This window comes from Rhizobium sp. RSm-3 (assembly GCF_001854685.1).
Classification (GTDB): domain Bacteria; phylum Pseudomonadota; class Alphaproteobacteria; order Rhizobiales; family Rhizobiaceae; genus Rhizobium; species Rhizobium ecuadorense.
Genome location: NZ_MAWZ01000003.1, coordinates 66,016 through 88,252, shown reverse-complemented (window position 1 = coordinate 88,252; position 22,237 = coordinate 66,016). Strand labels below are relative to the sequence as shown.

The 22,237-nt window shown below is 61.3% G+C and carries 17 protein-coding genes; 5 read left to right on the top strand and 12 right to left on the bottom strand.

Annotation, left to right across the window (positions count from 1 at the left end; all coding sequences use genetic code 11):
- Positions 1-6: 6 nt before the first annotated feature.
- The 4 genes from purH to htpX form a co-directional block, all read right to left on the bottom strand.
- Positions 7-1,623, bottom strand: coding sequence for a bifunctional phosphoribosylaminoimidazolecarboxamide formyltransferase/IMP cyclohydrolase (purH, locus tag BBJ66_RS06675; protein ID WP_071085839.1), 1,617 nt, complete (start codon positions 1,621-1,623; stop codon positions 7-9).
- Between the two features lie 151 nt (positions 1,624-1,774).
- Positions 1,775-3,448: a heparinase II/III family protein gene (locus BBJ66_RS06670; protein WP_071085837.1), complete on the bottom strand. Its 1,674-nt coding sequence runs from the start codon at positions 3,446-3,448 to the stop codon at positions 1,775-1,777.
- A 183-nt stretch (positions 3,449-3,631) separates the two neighbouring features.
- Entirely contained in the window at positions 3,632-5,020 is a 1,389-nt protein-coding gene (locus tag BBJ66_RS06665) for an RsmB/NOP family class I SAM-dependent RNA methyltransferase (RefSeq protein WP_071085835.1), read from the bottom strand.
- The gene (gene htpX / locus BBJ66_RS06660) at positions 5,011-5,973 is read right to left on the bottom strand and encodes a zinc metalloprotease HtpX (RefSeq protein ID WP_049733249.1); all 963 of its coding nucleotides are present in this window, start codon (positions 5,971-5,973) and stop codon (positions 5,011-5,013) included. The genes BBJ66_RS06665 and htpX overlap by 10 nt, the downstream gene beginning before the upstream one ends.
- A gap of 109 nt (positions 5,974-6,082) precedes the next feature.
- Here htpX and BBJ66_RS06655 point away from each other — a divergent pair, with 109 nt between their 5' ends.
- Positions 6,083-6,304 carry a DUF1674 domain-containing protein gene (locus BBJ66_RS06655; protein ID WP_071085833.1) on the top strand — a complete coding sequence of 74 codons (222 nt, stop codon included), beginning with the start codon at positions 6,083-6,085 and terminating at the stop codon, positions 6,302-6,304.
- 294 nt (positions 6,305-6,598) lie between these two features.
- Here the strand turns inward: BBJ66_RS06655 and acs are convergent, their stop codons facing one another.
- A complete protein-coding gene (acs, locus tag BBJ66_RS06650; RefSeq protein WP_049732642.1) occupies positions 6,599-8,554 on the bottom strand; it encodes an acetate--CoA ligase in 1,956 nt (651 codons plus the stop codon).
- A 229-nt stretch (positions 8,555-8,783) separates the two neighbouring features.
- Here acs and BBJ66_RS06645 point away from each other — a divergent pair, with 229 nt between their 5' ends.
- The gene (locus tag BBJ66_RS06645; RefSeq protein ID WP_003583207.1) at positions 8,784-9,491 is read left to right on the top strand and encodes a DUF1013 domain-containing protein; all 708 of its coding nucleotides are present in this window, start codon (positions 8,784-8,786) and stop codon (positions 9,489-9,491) included.
- A 77-nt stretch (positions 9,492-9,568) separates the two neighbouring features.
- Here BBJ66_RS06645 and BBJ66_RS06640 read toward each other — a convergent pair whose 3' ends face one another.
- From BBJ66_RS06640 to BBJ66_RS06630, 3 genes are all read right to left on the bottom strand, one after another.
- Positions 9,569-10,504: a flagellin N-terminal helical domain-containing protein gene (locus tag BBJ66_RS06640; protein WP_049732643.1), complete on the bottom strand. Its 936-nt coding sequence runs from the start codon at positions 10,502-10,504 to the stop codon at positions 9,569-9,571.
- A 257-nt stretch (positions 10,505-10,761) separates the two neighbouring features.
- Positions 10,762-12,672 carry a propionyl-CoA synthetase gene (locus tag BBJ66_RS06635; RefSeq protein WP_071085831.1) on the bottom strand — a complete coding sequence of 637 codons (1,911 nt, stop codon included), beginning with the start codon at positions 12,670-12,672 and terminating at the stop codon, positions 10,762-10,764.
- A gap of 79 nt (positions 12,673-12,751) precedes the next feature.
- On the bottom strand, positions 12,752-13,411 hold the full coding sequence (locus BBJ66_RS06630) for a YggS family pyridoxal phosphate-dependent enzyme (RefSeq protein ID WP_071085829.1): 660 nt from the start codon (positions 13,409-13,411) through the stop codon (positions 12,752-12,754).
- A 201-nt stretch (positions 13,412-13,612) separates the two neighbouring features.
- Here BBJ66_RS06630 and leuS point away from each other — a divergent pair, with 201 nt between their 5' ends.
- From leuS to holA, 3 genes are read left to right on the top strand one after another with little or no spacing between them, the layout of a single operon-like run.
- A complete protein-coding gene (gene leuS / locus BBJ66_RS06625; protein WP_071085827.1) occupies positions 13,613-16,243 on the top strand; it encodes a leucine--tRNA ligase in 2,631 nt (876 codons plus the stop codon).
- On the top strand, positions 16,233-16,754 hold the full coding sequence (lptE, locus tag BBJ66_RS06620; protein WP_049732647.1) for an LPS assembly lipoprotein LptE: 522 nt from the start codon (positions 16,233-16,235) through the stop codon (positions 16,752-16,754). Before leuS ends, lptE begins: the two co-directional genes overlap by 11 nt.
- Before the next feature lie 10 nt (positions 16,755-16,764).
- Positions 16,765-17,805: a DNA polymerase III subunit delta gene (holA, locus tag BBJ66_RS06615; RefSeq protein ID WP_049732648.1), complete on the top strand. Its 1,041-nt coding sequence runs from the start codon at positions 16,765-16,767 to the stop codon at positions 17,803-17,805.
- A 152-nt stretch (positions 17,806-17,957) separates the two neighbouring features.
- On the opposite strand, the gene BBJ66_RS06610 is transcribed toward holA, so the two are convergent.
- The 4 genes from BBJ66_RS06610 to mnmG are packed head-to-tail and all read right to left on the bottom strand — an operon-like array spanning position 17,958 to position 22,196.
- Positions 17,958-18,839, bottom strand: a complete 882-nt coding sequence (locus BBJ66_RS06610) for a ParB/RepB/Spo0J family partition protein (protein ID WP_071085824.1) — start codon at positions 18,837-18,839, stop codon at positions 17,958-17,960.
- Positions 18,840-18,865: 26 nt separating this feature from the next.
- On the bottom strand, positions 18,866-19,660 hold the full coding sequence (locus tag BBJ66_RS06605) for a ParA family protein (RefSeq protein WP_003571440.1): 795 nt from the start codon (positions 19,658-19,660) through the stop codon (positions 18,866-18,868).
- A 19-nt stretch (positions 19,661-19,679) separates the two neighbouring features.
- Positions 19,680-20,297, bottom strand: a complete 618-nt coding sequence (rsmG, locus tag BBJ66_RS06600) for a 16S rRNA (guanine(527)-N(7))-methyltransferase RsmG (protein WP_071085822.1) — start codon at positions 20,295-20,297, stop codon at positions 19,680-19,682.
- Positions 20,298-20,318: 21 nt separating this feature from the next.
- Entirely contained in the window at positions 20,319-22,196 is a 1,878-nt protein-coding gene (gene mnmG, locus BBJ66_RS06595) for a tRNA uridine-5-carboxymethylaminomethyl(34) synthesis enzyme MnmG (RefSeq protein WP_071085820.1), read from the bottom strand.
- Between the last annotated feature and the right edge of the window lie 41 nt (positions 22,197-22,237).

Here is a 22,237-nt window from a genome sequence, read left to right as displayed (position 1 = left end):
GCCCAATTAGTGCCGGAAATGGCGCATGCCGGTAAAGACCATGGCGATGCCATGTTCGTCGGCGGCATCGATGACCTCCTGGTCGCGCATCGAGCCGCCCGGCTGGATCACCGCCGTCGCTCCTGCGGCGATCATCGACAGAAGACCGTCGGCAAACGGCAGGAAGGCTTCTGAAGCCACTGCCGAACCATGCGTCATCGGGGTCGCAAGGCCAAGCGCCTTGGCGGCCTCTTCGGCTTTCAGCGCCGCGATGCGGGCGGAATCGACGCGGCTCATCTGTCCGGCGCCGATGCCGGCCGTCTGGCCGTCCTTAGCATAGACCACGGCGTTCGATTTCACGTGTTTGCCGATCTTGAAGGCGAACTTCATGTCCTCAAGCTCCTGCGCCGTCGGCGCACGCTTTGTGACGACCTTGAGCTCCAGATCCTCGACCATGCCATTGTCGCGGCTCTGGACCAGCAGGCCGCCGGAAACGGTCTTCGCCGTCAGGCCCGCGGCGCGCGGATCGGGCAGGCCGCCGGCGGAGAGCAGCCGCAGGTTCGGCTTGCGGGCGACGATCGCCTTCGCTTCCTCGGTAACATCGGGGGCGATGATCACTTCGGTGAAGAGCTTGACAATCTCCTCGGCCGTTTCGGCATCCAGCGTCCGGTTGAATGCGATGATGCCGCCGAAGGCGGAAACGCTATCGCAGGCTAGCGCCCGCTGATAGGCCTCGACCAGGCTCGATCCGGTGGCGACGCCACAGGGATTGGCATGCTTGATGATGGCGCAAGCCGGTGCCTTCTCGGGCAGGAATTCGGCGACCAGCTCGTAGGCGGCATCGGTATCGTTGATGTTGTTGTAGGAAAGCTGCTTGCCCTGAAGCAGGGCAGCCGTCGAAACACCCGGGCGCTTCTCGCCGGTCACGTAGAAGGCGGCCTTCTGGTGCGGGTTTTCACCGTAGCGCATCTCTTCCTTCAAAGCACCGCCGATAACGCGGTGACGCGGCGTGTCGATCGACAGCGCTTCCGCGAACCAGTTGGAAATCACAGCGTCATAGGCCGCGGTGCGGGCATAGGCCTTCGCGGCCATGCGCTGGCGGAAGGCATAGGCCGTCTTGCCGCCATCTGCGGAAAGCTGCGCCGTGAACTCGGCATAATCACTGGGATCGGTCAGGATCGTCACATAGGCATGGTTCTTGGCTGATGCGCGGATCATCGCCGGGCCGCCGATATCGATATTCTCGACGGTTGTCGGATAATCGCCGCCGGCCGCGCGCACTTCTTCGAAAGGATAGAGGTTGATGACGGCGAGGTCGATGGCCTCGATACCGTGCTGTTTCATCGCCTCCTGGTGTTCCCCATCGTCACGGATCGCCAGCAAGCCGCCATGCACCGTCGGATGCAGCGTCTTGACCCGTCCGTCCATGATCTCGGGAAAGCCGGTGATCTCGGAGACATCGGTGACTGCAAGGCCGGCGGCGGCGATCGCCTGGTAGGTGCCACCGGTCGACAGCAGCCGCACGCCTCTGGCAGACAGTGCCTGGGCGAGTTCGACGATCCCGGTCTTGTCGAAGACGGAGAGGAGGGCGGTCTTGATTTCGACCTTGTCGGGGGCGGGGATCTTCTTGGAAGTGACGGCCATGAAACCTTCTCCGTTCGGGCTTCGGGAGACATCCGCTTGGTTTAGAGGAGGATTCGGATTTCAGGCCGAGCTGGGCCTAAGACCATCCTGCTCCAGGACGCTCGCATTGTGAGGCCGCGTTAGCACAGCTTCGCCGCCGCGCAAACAGGTGCTATCCCTTGCGGGACAAAAACCAGCGGATTTCCGTCTTCTCGGCAAGATCGAAGTCGATTTCGATCTGGTCCGAACCGCAAATGCCGGAGCTGTCGGCAAAGAAGATGTCCTCGGTGATCAGCACTTCATTGCCGGGCGCGGAAAACAGCCAGCTTTCGCCGTCCGGCGCCGTCAGCAGCACGGACTCCCCGTCGCTTTGATGCAGGACGATGGAGGGATGGATATGAAAACGGGCGACGGCCTTCAGGGGCTCGTCATGCTGATATCCTTCCCGGACGACAAGCCTGTCGTGGCCGGTCACGATCGAGCCTGCGGCATTGAGTGTCAGCTCACGTTCGTGCACCACGCCGAAGGCCTTGAGATAGCCGTCATGGCTGAGCTTGATGCCGTCGCGTCCGTCTTCCGTTTCGGCACGCTCGACGGCGACGATCCTGACCGGTTCGGTGATCGCGTGATTGAGGAAGGGCGAAGGCGAAAAGCGGCTGGACGAGGTGTCGTTGAGGATGACGGTCGAATGCGCCGCCGTCGTGCGCGCCATCTGGACATAGCGGTGCCCGGCGAATTTCGGCGAGCCGGAATTGACGATGAAGCGGTGGCGGCCGGACGACATTTCGAAGGAGAGGCTGCCGGCATGCACGGTCCGCAGCCCGCCTCCAGAAGGCGTTGTGCCGGCATCGGCAATGATGACTGTCTTTCCCCCGGAAAGCCGCTGATAACGTGACTGCGGCAAGGCCTTGAACGGCTGGCCGGCGGTCTCGTCATATCTGAGCACGGAGATCAGCTCGTTTGCCAGCGTCGAGGTCGCCCCGTTGAACAGCGCCAGATCTCCATCCTGATGGCGAAAGAACCGCAATGCCGGATATATGCGGTCGATACCGGAGATCAGCTTCTGCGGCAGGTCATGGCCGAGATTGACATAGGTTTGTCTCAGCGGCAGCAGATCGAGCAGCAATTCCAGGCCGACGCGCGGATTGCGCGAGATATGGCCGCCATCCGGCAGAATCTGGCTATCGAATTCGCGGTCGAGCGCTTGCGCCGCCCTTCTGAGCGTCGATGCACGGACAGGCATGGCGACGGAGGCCATGGCGAGCGCGATACGCAGCCGAAACAGCTCCAGGCCGCCAAGCGTATAGGGCGCCATGCGGTTTAGGAACCGCACCTGAAACGCCAGCGACTTCATGAAGCGGCGATAGAAGCCGCGATCGGCATTCTGCAGCACCACCGGCGAATGCGAGAGCCAGGCGATGACGCGCTGGGCGGTGACGTCGACCTCCCATGCAATGCCCTCCATGCGGCCGGCATGGACGGAAAGCCAGCCGTCGACGATCGCGCGTGCGGCGGCCGAACCGCGCTCCGTCTTGTTCGCCCGCATATGCCGCAGCCAGCCGAAGCTGTGAAGGCGGATCGCGAAGGGGCGCGACGGCAGGGTAAAGGTGAAGGGTGACTTTCCACCCGTTTCCAGCATGCGCCCGGCCAGGAGAAACCGTCCGTTGAGGATCTCGTCGGCCACATGCGAATCGATGCTGCGGAGATCGGTCGGCGCGACGATTAGACGTTCGGGCACGTTGATCGAATGGCGGAAGAGTTTTAGGCGCAGCAACGCGACGCGGCGCAAGGCGCGCCGCCAAGCCTCCCGAACATACATGCTCGCAAAACGCCGACCGGACTGCATATTCTATTGTCTATTGACCCTCGTGGTTAAGAATAGGTGAAAAGCGGTCGATTTCATCGCCCGCAATGAATTAATTCGTAACAATGTTCGAATATACGCAAATTACCGTTGTTTCATCCGAGTCACGCGGGGATGTGAAGCGTCTTGCGTGGGCGGATCTGTCGCGACGTGCGTGGCCCGCAATCAGGCCACGCGCCGCAGTACGGCGGCATAAAAGCCGTCGAGGCCTGAGGCGATGCCATCGGGCATTTTCAGCATGGTGGGAAGCGTGCGGAATTCGCCGAGCGGCGTGATCGCCGCTTCCAGGCCGCACCAGTCGCCGGCATCGATCCGAACGCGCTCGATCCCATCCGTATCGGCCAGAACGCGGGCGACGACCTCCTCGCCTTCGGCAGGATCCAGCGAACAATTCGAAAAAACCAGCGTTCCATCAGGCTTCAGCAATGTCAGCGCATGACGCAGCAGCCGCTCCTGCAGCGCCGCCAGCCTGGCGATATCCTCCGGCCCCTTGGTCCACAACACGTCGGGGTGCCGGCGTGTCGTGCCGGTGGAAGAGCAGGGGGCATCGAGCAGGATCGCATCGAAACGCTCGGCCGGCTCGAATGTCGTCAGATCCGCCGCAATTGTCTCCGCTTTCAGGTCGAGCCGGTCGAGATTCGACCGCAGCCGTCTCAGCCGGTTTTCCGATTGGTCGAGTGCCGTGACCGCGCCGCCGGCAAGAATGAGCTGCGCCGTCTTGCCGCCGGGTGCGGCGCAGAGATCGGCGGCGCGTTTGCCCGAGAGATCGCCGAAAAGCCTGGCCGGGATACTCGCAGCCGCATCCTGCACCCACCACGCGCCCTCGTCGAAGCCTTCGAGCGACGGGATGCCGCCATCGAAGGCGGCAAGCCGCACGCCGCCGGTGGGAAGGACAATGCCGTTCAGCCGCTTTGCCCAGCCTTCCGCGTCCGACTTGACGGTCAGATCGATTGCGGCCGGTTGGAGCTGGGATTCCGAAATGGCCAGCGCCGCCTCCCGGCCATAGGCTTTTTCCAGCCTGGCAATGAACCAGGCCGGCATCGGCGCGACCTTGCCGATCTCGGCGAGCAGCTCATTCTTCTCGCGGCCGAGCCGGCGAAGAACGGCGTTGACCAGTTTGGCGAAACGCCGGTTGCGCGGATCCTGATTGGCCTGCTCGACGGCAAGATCGACAGCCGAATGATCCGGCACGTCGAGATAGAGGATCTGCGCCGCCCCGATTGCCAGCACGTGGTGCAGCGCCCGTGCCCCTTCCGGCAGCGGCGATTCCAGCAGCGCTGCAATGGCGGCATCGATGCGCGGCAGATGGCGCAGCGTCGTGTTCAGGATGGCGCGGACCAGCGCCCGGTCGCTCTCGCCAAGTGCCCGGTAGGCCGGATTGCCGTGTTCATGATCGAGAGCGCCGTCGAGCGGCAGTTTGCGATCGACGACGGCGGCGAGAATTTTTGCCGCTGCAGCCCGAGCCTGCATGCCCGGCTTTACAGGCGCGGATCGCTCGGTGGCGGGCTTATGCTTGCGGAATGGTTTCTTCGTGCCGTCTGAATTCAAGACCATGGACCTTTTGGCGGTTGCGAACCACCGCGACCAAGACCCGTATCCGGAACAGAGCGCGATTTGCGCGACGGATTAGCAGCCCGAACCGGCGGCGTCGAGACGTTCATGCCGCCCTGCGCCATGTCCTGCAGCGCAGCGATGCGGTTTTCGGTGTTCGGATGCGTGGAAAACAGATTGTCCATGCGTTCGCCGGAGAGCGGATTGATGATGAACATATGCGCGGTTGCCGGGTTGCGCTCGGCATCCTCGTTCGGCACATGGGCAGCACCCCGCGCGATCTTGCCGAGCGCGGAAGCGAGCCAGAGCGGATTGCCGCAGATTTCGGCGCCGCGGCGGTCGGCAGAATATTCGCGCGTCCGGCTGATCGCCATCTGCACCAGCATGGCGGCAAGCGGCGCCACGATCATCGCGACGAGGACGCCGACGAAACCGAGGGGATTGTTGTTGTTTTCACGGTTGCCGCCGAAGAAGAAGGCGAAGTTGCCGAGCATCGAGATCGCCCCGGCAAGCGTTGCCGTGATCGTCATCGTCAGCGTGTCGCGGTTCTGGATATGGGCGAGCTCATGCGCCATCACGCCGGCGACTTCCTCGGGAGACAATGCCTGGAGCAGGCCGGTCGAGGCGGCGACGGCTGCGTTGTCGGGATTGCGGCCGGTGGCGAAGGCATTCGGCTGCGGGCTGTCGTAGAGATAGACCCTCGGCATCGGCAGGCCGGCATTACGGGCGAGATCACGCACGATCGCAAAGAATTCCGGCGCGTTGCGCTCATCGACCTGCTGGGCGCGATAGGCCGAAAGCACCATGCGGTCGGAATTCCAATAGGAGAAGAAATTCATGCCGGCGGCGATGACGAAGGCAATCATCATGCCGGCGCGACCGCCGATCAGAAAGCCGACAACCATGAAAAGCGCCGTCATGAAGGCGAGCAACATGGCAGTGCGGACGAGGTTCATTGCGGATCTCCATCTCCGATTCGCCGTGACAAGCTTTCAATCCCGGCACCGGCGCATTATGATTTGGTTATTCACCAGCCATTTTCAATATTTTCCGGCAGGAGATGCCATGCAGGACGCCGATAACGACAATAGTGAAACGCCGACGGCCGAGGCATCGCCGCCGCGAAAGATGCTGTCCCCGGCTGCCAAACGCGCGCTTGCCGAAGCCGAGGAGCGGCGAAAAAACCAGAAGCCGCTGGAGCTGCCGCCGGAAACCGGCGGCCGCGGCGGCGCCGAGCCGGCCCGCTTCGGCGATTACGAGATCAATGGCCGGGCGATCGATTTCTGATGCCGCGCCGGGAGCCAGAGCGCCGCTCAAAAGCAACGGCATTTCCCGCGCGGAAAAATAAGACCGCTCCAACAAAGGAGCGGCTTCAGGCTACTGACAAACCCCTGCAAAACCGGCGACGTCATCCTCGGCCTTGTGCCGAGGATCTACCCACGTCCAATTAAGTATCTGAAAATAAATGCTTTCCTGTCAAACAATTGCAGTGGTCAGATGCTCGGCACAAGGCCGAGCATGACGGAGGAGACTTTGTCAACAAACTGAGGCCGCTCCAACAAGAGGGAACGGCCTTGTTGTTTAAGCAGTCGCCTTGTTCTGCCGGTTGGCGATCAAATCGTCGACGACGGCCGGATCGGCGAGCGTCGAGGTATCGCCGAGCGCGCCGAAATCGTCTTCGGCGATCTTGCGCAGGATGCGGCGCATGATCTTGCCGGAGCGGGTCTTCGGCAAGCCGGGCGCAAACTGGATCTTGTCGGGTGCGGCGATCGGGCCGATTTCGGCACGCACATGTTTCACCAGGTCCTGGCGAAGCGTGTCCGTTCCTTCGTGGCCGGCCATCAGCGTCACATAGCAGTAGATGCCCTGGCCCTTGATCGGGTGGGGATAACCGACGACGGCGGCTTCCGACACCAGATTGTGCGAGACGAGCGCGGATTCGACCTCCGCGGTGCCGAGCCGGTGGCCGGAGACGTTGAGCACGTCGTCGACACGGCCGGTGATCCAGTAATAGCCGTCGTCATCGCGCCGGCAGCCGTCGCCGGTGAAATATTTCCCCTTGTAGGTGGAGAAATAGGTCTGGATGAAACGTTCGTGATCGCCATAGACGGTACGCATCTGGCCCGGCCAGCTGTCGGTGATGCAGAGATTGCCGTCGGCAGCACCCTCCAACACCTTGCCCTCATTGTCGACCAGCTGCGGTTTGATGCCGAAGAACGGCACGGTCGCCGAGCCGGGTTTCAGATCGATGGCGCCGGGCAGCGGCGTGATCATGTGGCCGCCGGTTTCCGTCTGCCACCAGGTATCGATGACCGGGCAGCGCTTGTCGCCGACGACATTGTAATACCACTCCCAGGCTTCCGGGTTGATCGGTTCGCCCACAGTGCCGAGCAGGCGCAGCGACGAACGCGAGGAACGGGTGACGAAGTCGTCGCCGGCCCCCATCAGCGAGCGGATCGCCGTCGGCGCGGTATAGAAGATGTTGACCTTGTGTTTGTCGATGACTTCCCAGAAACGGCCCTGGTCGGGGAAGTTCGGCACGCCCTCGAACATCAGCGTCGTCGCGCAGTTGGCGAGCGGCCCATAGACGATATAGGAGTGGCCGGTGACCCAGCCGACATCGGCCGTACACCAGTAGACGTCGCCGTCATGGTAGTCGAAGACATATTCATGCGTCATCGCCGCATAGACGAGATAACCGCCGGTCGTGTGCAGCACGCCCTTCGGCTTGCCTGTTGAACCTGACGTATAGAGAATGAACAGCGGATCTTCCGCCTTCATCTTCACCGGCGGGCATTCCGGCTTCACCGTGGCGATCTCCTGGTGATGCCAGAGATCGCGGCCCGGCGCCCAGCCGGTCTTGCCGCCGGTGCGGCGCACGACCAGCACCTTGCTGACATGCACATGCTGGCGGGCGGCGATATGGATCGCCGTATCGGTATTGTCCTTCAGCGGCACCGGCTTGCCGCCGCGAAGACCTTCGTCGCAGGTGATGACGAAGGTGGATTCGCAGTCGACGATACGCCCGGCGAGCGCTTCGGGCGAGAAGCCGCCGAAGACCACCGAATGCACCGCGCCGATGCGGGCGCAGGCGAGCATCGCGTAAGCCGCTTCCGGGATCATCGGCATATAGATGGTGACGCGATCGCCCTTCTTGACGCCGTGCTTCTTCAACACGTTCGCCATCCGGCAGACATGTTCGTAGAGCTCGTTATAGGTGACCTTCTTGTCGATATAGGGATTGTCGCCTTCCCAGATGATCGCCACCTGGTCGCCATTGGTCTTCAGATGGCGGTCGATGCAATTATAGGAGACGTTGGTCTGCCCGTCTTCGAACCACTTGATCGAGACCTTGCCGGTAAAGGACGTGTTCTTGACTTTGGTATAGGGCTTGAACCAGTCGATCCGCTTACCGTGTTTGCCCCAGAACTTGTCCGGGTTCTCGACGCTTTCCTCGTACCATTTCAGGTACTTTTCCTTATCGATCAGGGCGCGCGCCTTCACCGGCTTCGTGACCGGATAGATCTTCTCCGACATGCAACTCCTCCTCATGGAACATGCGACGGGCCGCGTGGGTTTAGGGCCCGGATTTCAAATCACGGCAATTCATAGCAGCTCGCATCGTGGCGGCAATTAGACAAAGGTCATTTCATTTCGGAAGAATTGCAATTCTGCGACAGTGCGGTTATATAGCGGCATATTTCCCGGACATTGTGGTGACAATCCACGGACCGCGACCGGCGCGGACGATAGAAGGACTATATCCATGGCTCAAACACTGCTCATGCCGAAGGCGACCGCCATCTGGCTTGTCGACAACACGGCACTGTCTTTCGATCAGATCGCGCAGTTCTGCAAACTGCATCCGCTCGAGGTCAAGGCGATCGCCGACGGTGAAGCCGCGCAGGGCATCAAGGGCCTCGATCCGATCTCGACCGGACAGCTCTCCCGCGACGAGATCGCCCGCGCCGAAGCCAATCCGAACCACAAGCTGAAGCTTTCCGAACCCAAGGTGCGCGTGCCGGAATCCAAGCGCCGCGGCCCGCGTTATACGCCGGTTTCCAAGCGTCAGGACCGTCCGAACGCCATTCTCTGGCTCGTTCGCAACCATCCGGAGCTGAAGGACGCGCAGATTTCCCGCCTCGTCGGCACCACGAAATCGACGATCGAGCAGATCCGCGAGCGCACCCACTGGAACTCCGCCAACCTGGCGCCGATGGATCCTGTAACGCTCGGCCTCTGCAGCCAAATCGATCTCGACATGGAAGTGGAGAAGGCTTCCAAGGGCCGGCCGCTGCCGACCGCCGCCGAGCTTGGCGCGACGCTGCAATCGGCCCAGGAAACCGAGCGCCTGAGCCCGAGCTACGAGCGCGAGGAAGAAAAGGAAAAGGAAATCGACGCCGACGCCGTCTTCCGCAAGCTGAGTTCGCTGCGCTCGGCGCCGAAGGACGAAGACGACGACGATCAGTACTGAGAGATCGACGATCTCATGAAAAACCCCGCCGATATGAGCTGATCGGCGGGGTTTTTTGTTGCGGATTGCCTGTCGGTTTAGCTGCGGAACAGGGTGAGGATGTTCTGCGCCGAGCTGTTGGCGATCGACAGCGACTGGACGGCGAGCTGCTGCTGCGTCTGCAACGCCGAGAGCCTGCTTGATTCCTCTTCCATATCGGCATCGACCAGGCGGCCAACGCCGGAGTCGATCGAATCGTGAAGCCCGTTGACGAAATTTTCCTGTAGCTGGATCCGGGTCGAGATCGAGCCGAGCGCCGAGCCGGCGGCAGTCATGGCGCCAAGAACCAGTTCGACGCCGGTCAAGGCTGCGTCGAGCTGGCCCTGGGTGAAGCCGGTAATGTCGAGATCGTAGATCGACGCCATGACGATGACGGTGCCGCCATAGGTTCCGTTGAAGGCGGTACCGATGATACCGCTGCTCGTCTCGATCGCACCCGTGCTCGTCATGCCGAAAAGCACGTTTCCGAGCGAGCCTGAATCGAGCACATAGTCCGTCATCTTCACCGAAACGGCGTTGCTGCCGTCGCGCACGAAGGAGGAAACCACGCTCTTCGTACCATCAGCGCCGGCGACCCAGTTTTCACCGGAGAAAGACGCCGATTGGGCAATGCTGAGCAGCTGCTCCTGCAGCTGGTCGAGTTCCTGCTGGATCTTGGTCTTGTCGACGCCTTTTTCCGTGGCGGCAACAATCTTGGCCTTGATGTCGCTGACGACGTCGAGCGCGCTGTCCATGGCCGAATAGGCGGTATCGACCTTGGCCGCGCCGAGACCGAGCGCATCGGAGACGGCCGAAAGTGCCTTGTTGTCAGAACGCATGGTCGTGGCAATCGACCAGTAGGCGGCATTGTCAGCCGCCTTTTCGACACGATAACCCGAGGAAACGCGACCCTGGGTGTCCTTGAGGCCGTCGTTTACGCCGCGCAAAGTCTGCAGCGCTGCCATGGCAGCGTTGTTGGTAAGGATGCTTGTCATGATCCGTTCCACAATCTTGGGAGAAAGGGCATTCCGGACCACAGCGCCGCGCGTTTTTTCAGACGCGCAAAGGACGCTGCAGCACTTCAACTGCTGCATAATTTTGTCCTTAAATCGATTCCGATTTAAGGAATTATGCAGCAGGCCGGTAACGGCGACCGCGTCATGCAAAGCCTGCTATGCAAGCCCTTGCCGTTAACAAACCCTTGCATCACATGGTTAACAATTCCTCAATTAGGCTTGCGGAATGTTTAATTTCACATCGGCAGAGAGCCCAGACCGCGCCCGCGCAACGCCTCGGCGATTTCCTCCAAAACCGTTGGATCATCGATGGTTGCGGGCATTTTCCAGGGTATGCCGTCGGCGATTTTCTGCATCGTGCCGCGCAGGATCTTGCCGGAGCGTGTCTTCGGCAATCGGTTAACGGTGATGGCCATCTTGAAGGCGGCGACAGGCCCGATCTGATCGCGAATCATCGCCACCACCTCTGATTCGATCGCCGTCACCTCGCGGGAAACATTCCGTTTCAGCACCAGGAAACCGCACGGCACCTGGCCCTTCAACCTGTCGATCACCCCGATCACCGCGCATTCGGCGACATCGGGATGACGGGCGCAGACTTCCTCCATCGCCCCGGTCGAAAGCCGATGACCGGCGCAATTGATGATGTCGTCGGTGCGCGACATGATGAACAGATAACCGTCCTCATCGACATAGCCGGCATCGGCGGTCTTGTAGGTGCCGGGAAACTCGTCGAGATAGGCCGACCGGAAACGGTCGTCCGCGTTCCAGAGGGTCGGCAGGCAGCCGGGCGGCAAGGGAAGCTTTATGACGATATTGCCGAGCGTTCCCGGCTCGATCGGATGGCCGGCATCGTCGAGCACGGCGATGTCATAGCCGGGCATCGGCAGCGCCGGCGAACCGTGCTTGACGGGAAGGGCGCCGAGGCCAAGCGGATTGGCGGCGATCGGCCAGCCGGTCTCCGTCTGCCACCAGTGATCGATGACGGGTACGGCGAGCATGCGCTCCGCCCATTTCAGCGTCTCCGGATCCGCCCTCTCGCCGGCGAGGAACAGCGCCCGCAGATCCGGCATCGGATACCGCCGCATCAGTTCCCCGTCGCCATCCTCCCGCCGGATGGCGCGGAATGCCGTCGGCGCCGTGAAAAGCACCCGCACCTGATATTCGGACACGATACGCCAGAATGCGCCGGCATCCGGCGTGCCGATTGGTTTACCCTCGAAGATCAGGGTGGTGACGCCTGAAATCAGCGGCGCATAGACGATATAGGAATGTCCGACGACCCAACCGATATCCGAGGCCGTCCAGAAGACCTCGCCCGGTTTCAGCCCGTAGATATTCCGCATCGACCAGTGGAGCGCGACCATATGACCGCCATTATCGCGCACGACGCCCTTCGGCTGGCCGGTGGTGCCGGAGGTATAGAGGATGTAGAGCGGGTCGGTCGCCTTGACCGGAACACAGGCGACCTCGGCGCCGCGATGCTGCGCCACCGCCGCCTCGAAATCCTGATCGCGGCCGCTGACGAGATCTGCCCGGAGTTCCGGCCGCTGCAGCACCAGACAGCGCTCCGGCTTCGAACGCGCCATCTCGACCGCCTGGTCAACGAGGGGCTTGTAGGCGACGATGCGGCCGGGTTCGAGCCCGCAGCTCGCGGTGATCACCAGCTTCGCACCGCAATCGTCGATGCGGGCGGCAAGCTCGCTGGCGGCAAAACCACCGAAAACGACGGAGTGAACCGCGCCGATGCGGGCGCAGGCGAGCATCGAAAACACCGCCTGTGGAACCATCGGCATATAGAGGATGACGCGATCGCCACTGCCGATGCCGAGATCGACCAGCGTCGCGGCGATGGCCTTCACCTCGTCAAGGACGTCGTCATAGGTAAAACGGCGCTTCTCGCTGGTCATCGCACTATCGAAGATCACCGCCGTCTCGCCGCCGCGTCCGGCAGCGACATGCCGATCCAGGCAATTATAGCAGGTATTGGTCTCGGCCCCTGAGAACCAGCGGCCATAGACGCCATCATTTGGCGAAAACACCCGCTCCGGCGGCTTGAACCAGTCGATATCGGCCGCGGCTTCGCGCCAGAAGGCTTCGGGATCGCGTTTCCAGGCCGTATAGGCCTGATGATAGCCGTTCTGCATCTGCTCCTCCCCAGGAATGCAAGCCTCGATTAATCTAGGCAGCGGGAAGGGGAACGGGAAGCCCGACCAAAGCAGAGTATCAGCGCGCGCCGAAAATCGCGGAACCGACGCGCACGCTGGTGGCGCCGAAGGCGATTGCCGTCTCATAGTCGCCCGACATGCCCATCGACAGTTTTTCGACGCGGCATGTGAGCGCGAGCTTTGCCAGCAGGGCGAAATGTGGCCCGGGATTTTCCTCCGCCGGCGGAATGCACATCAGACCTTCGATGGAAAGACCGAGCTCGTCGCGGCAGAGGGTGACGAAAGCTAGCGTGTCGTCAGGCGCAATGCCGGCCTTCTGCGGCTCGAGCCCGGTATTGACCTGGACGTAGAGCCGCGGCCTCTTGCCCTGCCGCTCCATCTCCTCGGCCAGCGCGCGGGCGATCTTTTCCCGGTCCACCGTCTCGATGACGTCGAAAAGCGCCACCGCATCCGCCGCCTTGTTCGATTGCAGCGGTCCGATCAGATGCAGCACGATATCCGGCTGTTCGGCCTTCAGCGCCGGCCACTTGCCCTGGCTCTCCTGCACCCGGTTCTCGCCGAAGACGCGCTGGCCGGCGTCGATGGCCGGGCGGATCGCCTCCGCCTCGAAGGTCTTCGACACCGCGACGAGCTGAACGGAACCCGCAGCGCGGGCTGCCTGGCGTTCACCAGCCGCGATCCGCGACCGCACGTCGTTCAACCGCTCTTGAAGTTCCATCGTTCTGCCTCGACATACCAGCATGAAAGGATTGGCAATGAACTAACCAGCCAATCTGTGCTTGCCAAGACCCGCTCTCGCGAAATCGCCTGGCCGCAACGAAGATCGGGCGCTTGCAGCGCCTGCAAAACTTGACGCTACGGTGGTTTCATGGTGAAGGTCTCGACCAACCTCCCCTGATTTTCCGGAATTTCGAATAACATGGCCACCGAACGTTATAATCCGCGCGATGCCGAGCCCCGCTGGCAGCAGAAATGGAACGAAGACAAGGTCTTCGAGACCGACAATTCCGATCCGCGCGAAAAATATTACGTCCTCGAAATGTTCCCCTATCCGTCGGGGCGCATCCACATGGGCCATGTCCGCAATTACGCCATGGGCGATGTCGTCGCCCGCTACAAGCGCGCCCGCGGTTACAATGTGCTGCATCCGATGGGCTGGGACGCCTTCGGCATGCCGGCAGAGAACGCCGCCATGGAGCGCGGCGTGCATCCGGCCTCCTGGACCTACCAGAATATCGGCTCGATGAAGGCGCAACTGAAGGCCATGGGGCTGTCGCTCGACTGGAGCCGCGAATTCGCCACCTGCGACGTCGAATATTACCAGCACCAGCAGCATCTCTTCCTGGATTTCCTGGAGAAAGGCCTGGTCTACCGCAAGCAGTCGAAGGTGAACTGGGACCCGGTCGACAACACCGTGCTCGCCAACGAGCAGGTGATCGACGGCCGCGGCTGGCGGTCCGGCGCGCTGGTCGAACAGCGCGAACTGACGCAATGGTTCTTCAAGATCACCGATTTCAGCCAGGATCTGCTCGATGCGCTGGATACGCTCGACCAGTGGCCGGAAAAAGTGCGCTTGATGCAGAAGAACTGGATCGGCCGTTCGGAAGGCCTGACGGTCCGCTGGGAGATCGTGCCGGAAACGGCGCCGGCCGGCGAAACCGAAATCACGGTCTATACCACCCGGCCGGACACGCTGTTCGGCGCCTCCTTCCTGGCGATTGCCGCCGATCATCCGCTGGCGAAGGATGCCGCCGCCAAGAATGCCGACATCGAGGCCTTCTGCGAGGAGTGCCGCCGCGCCGGCACCTCGCTCGCCGCCCTCGAAACCGCCGAGAAGAAGGGCATGGATACCGGCATCCGCGTCCGCCATCCGCTCGATCCCTCCTGGGAACTGCCCGTCTATGTCGCCAATTTCGTGCTGATGGATTATGGCACCGGCGCGATCTTCGGCTGCCCCTCGGGCGACCAGCGCGACCTGGATTTTGCCCGGAAATACGGCCTGCCGGTCGTGCCCGTGGTCATGCCGAGGGATGGCGATGCGGCGAGTTTTTCCGTCGGCGACACAGCCTATGACGGCGATGGCGTGATGATCAATTCGCGCTTCCTCGACGGCAAGACGACCATGGAAGCCTTCAATATCGTTGCCGACCGGCTGTCGGCGGCTTCGCTCGGCAATGCGCCGCAGGGCGAGCGCAAGGTTAATTTCCGTCTGCGCGACTGGGGCATTTCCCGGCAGCGTTATTGGGGCTGCCCGATCCCGGTCATCCATTGCGATGATTGCGGCGTCGTGCCGGTGCCGAAGAAAGACCTGCCGGTCAAGCTGCCCGACGACGTTACCTTCGACCAGCCGGGCAATCCGCTCGACCGTCATCCGACCTGGCGGCATGTCTCTTGCCCGACCTGCGGCAAGGACGCCCGCCGCGAGACGGATACGATGGACACCTTCGTCGATTCGAGCTGGTATTTCACCCGCTTCACCGCGCCCTGGGAAGGAAAGCCGACCGATCCTGAGGCGGCTAACCGTTGGCTGCCGGTCGACCAGTATATCGGCGGCATCGAGCATGCGATCCTGCATCTGCTCTATTCCCGCTTCTTCACCCGCGCCATGCGCGAGACCGGCCATGTCGCCGCCACCGAGCCTTTCAAGGGTCTCTTCACCCAGGGCATGGTGGTTCATGAGACCTATAGCCGTGGGGCCGGGAGCAGCCGGGAATGGGTGGCGCCGGCCGACCTCCGTATCGAGGAGCTCGACGGCAAACGCCGCGCCTTCCTGCTGACTTCGGGCGAGGAGATCGCCATCGGCTCGATCGAGAAGATGTCGAAGTCGAAGAAGAACGTCGTCGATCCCGACGATATCATCGCCTCCTACGGCGCCGATACCGCCCGTTTCTTCGTTCTGTCCGACTCCCCACCGGAGCGTGACGTCATCTGGTCCGAAGCCGGCGTCGAAGGCGCCCATCGTTTCACCCAGCGTCTGTGGCGGTTGATTTCCGAGGCCGCGGAACCGCTTTCCGCGGTCGCGCCTGCGCCGGCGACCGAGGGGGAAGCACTGTCGATCTCGCAGGCCGCCCACAGGACCCTGAAGGCCGTCGAGAACGATTACGACAAGCTCTGGTTCAACAAGGCCGTCGCCCGAATCTATGAACTGGTCAACGCGCTGGCGGCGCCGATGACCAGGGTCGCGGCGGGCGAGGGTGATGCGACATATCGCGCAGCGGTGCGCAATGCCGCCGAGATCCTCGTTCAGCTGGTCGCGCCGATGACGCCGCATCTGGCTGAGGAATGCTGGACAGCGCTCGGCAATGACGGGCTGCTTGCCCGGACCGGCTGGCCGCGATACGACGAAACGCTCGTCATCGAAAACGATGTCGTCCTGCCGGTCCAGATCAACGGCAAGAAACGCGCTGAATTGACAATTTCTCGCGACGCAGATCAGAATGCCGTCACCGACGCCGTGCTGAATCTGGATGCGGTGAAGAACGCGCTGAACGGACAGGCCCCGAAGAAGATCATCGTGGTTCCCCAAAGGATTGTGAACATTGTCGTCTGATATCGCTTGCAAGCTGGCTCGCAATGCCGGCATCGCCATGATCCTTGCCTCCGCGGCTTTTCTCTCTGCCTGCCAGGTCCGGCCGCTTTATTCGGAAAATTCCGGCTTGACCGAAAAGCTTGCCTCGGTCGGCTTTTCCCCGGCGGGCAGCCGGGTCGAGCAGCAGGTCCGCAATCACTTGATCTTCCTGGCATCGCGTGGTGCCGGCGAAGCTGAAAAGCCGGACTATCAGGTCGACTTGCACGCCACCTCCTCTGTGGCCGACACGCTGCTGACGGAATCGGCCGATACCTCGCGCGCCGGCCGTGTCACGGTTACCGTCACCTACACGCTGCGCGCCACGATCGACAACCACGTCATCAAGGCCGGCAACCGCGCGACCACGGCCCTGGTGGATTTCCCTGACCAGGAATTCGCCAAGCAGCGGGCGATCCGGGATGCCGAGAATCGCGCGGCCGATCAGGTGGCGGAATTCGTCGGGGCCGATATCGCCGCTGCACTCAGCCGCTGAGGGCGGAGATGTGGCGGAGATAAAATCCCACGAATTCGAAACCTTCCTGCAGAAATCGGCGCGGAACTACCGGATCTTCGTCATTTACGGGCCGGACCGCGGCCTCGTGTCCGAACGTGCCGGTCTGCTTGCCGGCAAGACCGGTGTCGCCCTCGATGATCCCTTCTCACTGACCAAGCTCGATATCGGTGACCTGCAGAAAGATCCCGGACGCTTGCTCGACGAAGCGCAGTCCATCGGATTGTTCGGTGGCGAGAAACTGATCTGGATCCGCGGCGCCGCCAATGAAAAATATCTTGTCGATCCCCTGGCGGTGCTGGCCGACAAGCCGCTCGAAGCCGCCCATCTGATCGTCGAAGCCGGAGACTTGAAGAAAGGTTCCCTGCTTCGCAAGACGGCCGAGGCTGCGCGATCGATCATGACGATCCCATCCTATGCCGATGACAGCCGCGCCCTGAATGCCCTGATCGATACCGAATTGAGCGCAGAGAAGCTCGGCATCACGCCGGCCGCCCGCCAGGCGCTGATCGCCTTGATCGGCGGCGACCGCATAGCTTCACGCAACGAGGTGCGCAAACTCGCTCTCTATTGCCGCGGCGTCCAGACGGTGGAAGAACATCACGTTACCGAAATAATCGGCGACGCCAGTGCGATCTCGGTTGACGATGCCGTCGATGCGATCTTGAGTGGCGATCTCAACGGTTTTCTGCACGCCATGCAGAAGATCAGCAGCTCGAAAACCGCGATCTTTCTCGTGTTGCAGGCCTGTCTGAAGCAGTTTCAGCTTCTCGATACGATGCGCGCCGAAATGGAAGAAAAACGCCTGCAGGCGCCTCAGATCATGCAGACGCTGGGTCGTCATCTGCATTTCCGCCGCAAGCCGATCATCGAGCAGGCGCTGCGCCAATGGACCGCGGAAAGCATCGCGCGTGAATCCAATCGCCTGCAGGCCGCCATTCTGCAAAGCCGACGGCGACAGGTGCTGGAAGACAGCGTTGCGATGCAAACGCTTCTGTCCACCACCCTTCAATCCGGCCGTAAATCCGCCTGACCAAATCTCTGTTATGCGATGTCCACCCCGAAGCGCTGGACGTCCGGACGACGGGCGTTAAAGCACGCCGCAATCTTTTAGAATCGCTCGCGCTTTAGCTCTTTATTTTCTCGCATGTCGCTGCGGCACAAAAGCGTTTCGCGCAGTAGACGTCAGCGCCTTTCAAGCAGTCGGCAGATTTCTTCGAGCTGCTCCAGCGACTTATATGAAATTTTGATCTGGCCGCCGCTCGTCTTGTGATTGATCGCAACATCGAGACCGAGTGCATCGGACAGCGTCCGCTCCAAAGCCAGCGTGTCCGAATCCTTTTGATCCCGCCGCGAGGCGGCCAACTGCGGTTCGGATTGTGCTTTGATATTGTTTTGCGCCAGCTTTTCCGCGTCACGCACCGACATGCCCTTGGCGACGATGGTGCGGGCAAGACCCGCCGGGTCCGGCGTCGAAACCAGCGCACGCGCGTGCCCGGCCGAGAGGCTGCCGGCGGCCAGCAGATCGCGAACCGGATCGGGCAGCTTCAATAGGCGCAGGGAGTTGGCGACATGGCTGCGGCTTTTGCCGATGATTTCGCCGAGATCATTCTGCGTATAGCCATATTCGGCAATCAGCTGCTCGTAACCCAGCGCCTCTTCGAGCGGATTGAGATCAGCCCGCTGGACGTTTTCGACAATGGCGATCTCCAGCGCCGTCTTGTCATCCACGTCGCGGACAATGACCGGGATTTCGATCAAGCCAGCCAGTTGGGCGGCGCGCCAACGTCGCTCGCCGGCAATGATCTCATATTGATCCCGGCCCATCGTCCGCACGACGATCGGCTGCACGATCCCATGTTGACGAATGGAGCTGGCAAGATCATGCAGCTCGGTGTCGTCGAAGAAACGACGAGGATTGCGCGGGTTGCGGCTGACAAACTCGATCGGGATCATTCGGTCGGCACTGATCGTCCGCTCCGCTTCCACCGGGACAGGCTGATCCATTTCGCCAATCAGCGCCGCAAGGCCACGGCCCAATCGCCTTTTCGATACATCGTCATTCATGATCCAAACTCACCCTGCAATGATAATCACGCGGCCAGTCTCTGGCGCTCGCGCTGGATGACCTCCGAGGCAAGCTGCAGATAGGCCTGGCTGCCGGCGCATTTCAGATCGTAGAGAATAGCCGGCTTGCCGTAGGAGGGGGCCTCGGAGACCCGCACGTTGCGCGGAATTAATGTGTGGTAAACTTTTTCGCCGAGATGCGTGCGCACATCATTGACCACTTGTTGGGCAAGATTGTTACGTGCATCGAACATCGTCAGGACGATTCCCTGAATATCCAAGCGTGGATTGACCGTCCGGCGAACCTGACTGACGGTCTCGAGCAATTGGCTCAGCCCCTCAAGCGCGAAGAATTCACATTGCAGCGGCACCAGCACCGAATGGGCTGCCGCCATCGCGTTCATCGTCAGCAGGTTGAACGAGGGCGGGCAATCCAGAAGAATATACGAAAATGCCATGGCCTCGGGCGAGGACAGGGCCTTGCGCAATTTGAACACCCGATCGCTCTGCTGCGAGATCTCCATCTCGACGCCGAGCAGATCCATCGTCGACGGAACGATAAAGAGATTAGGAACCGCCGTTTCCAGCGTCACCTCCGTGATCCCGCGCTCACCGACCATCAAATCATAAGAGGAGAGCTTGCGATCTCGACGGTCGATACCGAGACCGGTACTGGCATTGCCCTGCGGATCGAGGTCGACGATCAGGACCCGCTCGCCAATAGCAGCGAGCGCCGTTGCCAGATTGATTGCGGTGGTCGTTTTGCCAACGCCACCCTTCTGATTTGCGATGGTGATAATCCGATGTCGTTCGCCAGCCATTGCCGCAATATCCGATCTGTTAAACCAAGCGCCGGAGATTTGATACTTCCAAAATAACAGATTCCTGCTCGACGGCGCTTCTATGTTCTAACAGATCGAATTCCCACCGACCACGTGCTTTGTCGATTTCCCTCAGGTAATCCCGGCCTTTATGAAAAAAGCCGCGACAATCTTTCGTCCCCAGCATCCAGACGGCGGAATAGTCGAGAAGCCCGTCGAGGTCGGCGAGCGCCCGCGCCGAAATCGCCTCGCACACGCCAATCTCCGCATGAGCATCCTCGATTCGCGTGCTGTGCACGCTGCCGCGGGCGTTTGTTTCCCGCAGCGCTGTCCTAAGAAAGGCTGCTTTCTTATGGTTGCTCTCGACCAGATGCACCCATCCGTCCTGCAGCTCGGCCAGAAAGATCGCCGTGATGACGCCGGGGAAACCACCGCCGCTGCCGAGGTCGACCCAGGTGACCGGCTTTGGATGGATCTGAAACACCTGACTGCTGTCGGCAATGTGCCGGTTCCAAAGATCGTCAAGCGTCGACGGTGCCACCAGATTGATGGCTTTTGCCCACTTCTGAAAGAGTGCCGCGAAGTGCTGCAGCCGTTCCTGTGTTTCACGTGAAACACGCAAGCCGTTTAATCGCATTCTGAAAGTCTCTCAAATTTATCAAGCGCTGTGACGCACAGGAGAGTTGCGTCGACGTAAATGCACGAGCAGCAACGCGACGGCGGCGGGGGTCATTCCCTCGACGATCGCAGCCTGGGCAATGTTGAAAGGGCGCGTCGCCCCGAGCTTGGCTTTAAGCTCATTCGAGAGCCCGGACAGCGCGGCGTAGTCGAAATCGGCCGGTATATGCCGGTCTTCGTCGCGCTGCTGATCGGCAATCGCCGCGGCCTGTCGATCCAGATAGACGGAATAACCCGCTTCGATTTCCAAGGCTTCCGCCGTCTTTCCTGAAATCGTTCCCAGCTCTTCAGGCCAAACTTTCCGAAGGGTGTCGAAATCATAATTTGGATAGGAGAGCAGGTCATAGGCCGTTCGGCGCTGACCGTCGAGATTGATGTTCAAACCAACGCGTCGCGCCTCGGTCGGCGTCACAGTCAGTGACTGCAGCAGCCTCCGACCAGCCTCAATATCTGCCTGGTAGCGTGTGAATCGCTGTTCCCGTTCCCCGCTCACACATTCAAGCCGCATCGCCAGCGGCGTCAGGCGGATATCGGCGTTGTCGGCTCGCAGCGTCAGTCGATACTCCGCCCGCGATGTGAACATTCGATACGGTTCCGTAATGCCGCGCGAGGTGAGGTCGTCGATCATCACCCCGATATAGGAGTTTGTGCGGCTAAAATGAAACGGATCCGAATCGCTGCTTCGCAGAGCAGCATTCAGCCCGGCGGCCAGACCCTGGGCGGCCGCCTCTTCGTAACCCGTGGTGCCGTTGATCTGGCCGGCAAGAAACAGGCCTTTCAGCCGTTTGACTTCGAGCGAAGGCGTCAGTTCTCTTGGATCGACATGATCATATTCGATCGCATAACCCGGCTGAATGATTCTCGCCCTCTCCAAACCAGGAATCGTCTTAATGAAATCTGCCTGCACCTCCGCCGGCAGCGATGTCGAGATGCCGTTCGGGTAAACGGTATCATCGTCCAGACCTTCGGGCTCCAGAAAGACCTGATGTCCGTCGCGCTCGCCGAACTTGACCAGCTTGTCTTCGATAGACGGACAATAACGAGGCCCGACGCCTTCGATCTGACCGGAATACATTGCCGACCGCATGATGTTATCGACAATGATGCGATGTGTCGCCTCGGTCGTCCGGGTGACTCCGCATTCGATCTGCGGCGTGGCTATCGCGTCGGTCATCAGTGAGAAGGGGATAAGCTCCGCGTCGGCGCCCTGTCGGCCGACGGCCTGCCAGTCGATGGTCTTTCCGTCCAGCCGTGCCGGTGTCCCGGTCTTCAGCCGTCCCAACCGCAATCCAAGCCTGGCCAGGGTGGCCGACAGTCCGATCGACGGTGCTTCGCCGACACGGCCAGCCGGCGTCTTTTCCGAACCGATATGAATAAGGCCGCGGAGAAAGGTACCGGTCGTCAGAACAACGGCCGGCGCCGTCAGCACCTGGCCATCTTTCATGATCACGCCGGCCACGCGGCCGTCCACGACCTGCAGATCGAACGCATCGCCCTCGATAATATCCAAACCGGCTGTTGCCTCGATCGCCGCCAGCATCGCCAGACGATAGAGTTTTCGATCGGCCTGGGTCCGAGGTCCGCGCACGGCTGCGCCCTTTTTCTTGTTCAGCATCCTGAACTGGATGCCGGCGACGTCGGCAACGCGACCCATGAGCCCGTCCATCGCGTCGATCTCGCGGACCAGATGGCCTTTACCAAGCCCGCCAATTGCGGGATTACAGGACATGACGCCGATCGTGTCGCGTCGATGTGTCACCAAAGCGGTTTTGGCGCCGAGGCGCGCGGCCGCGCTGGCAGCCTCCGAGCCGGCATGGCCGCCGCCTATCACAATGACATCATAGATATTGTCGGTCATCCGAGACTCCAAATCCGGCAGTCGTATCACCTGAGACCTAG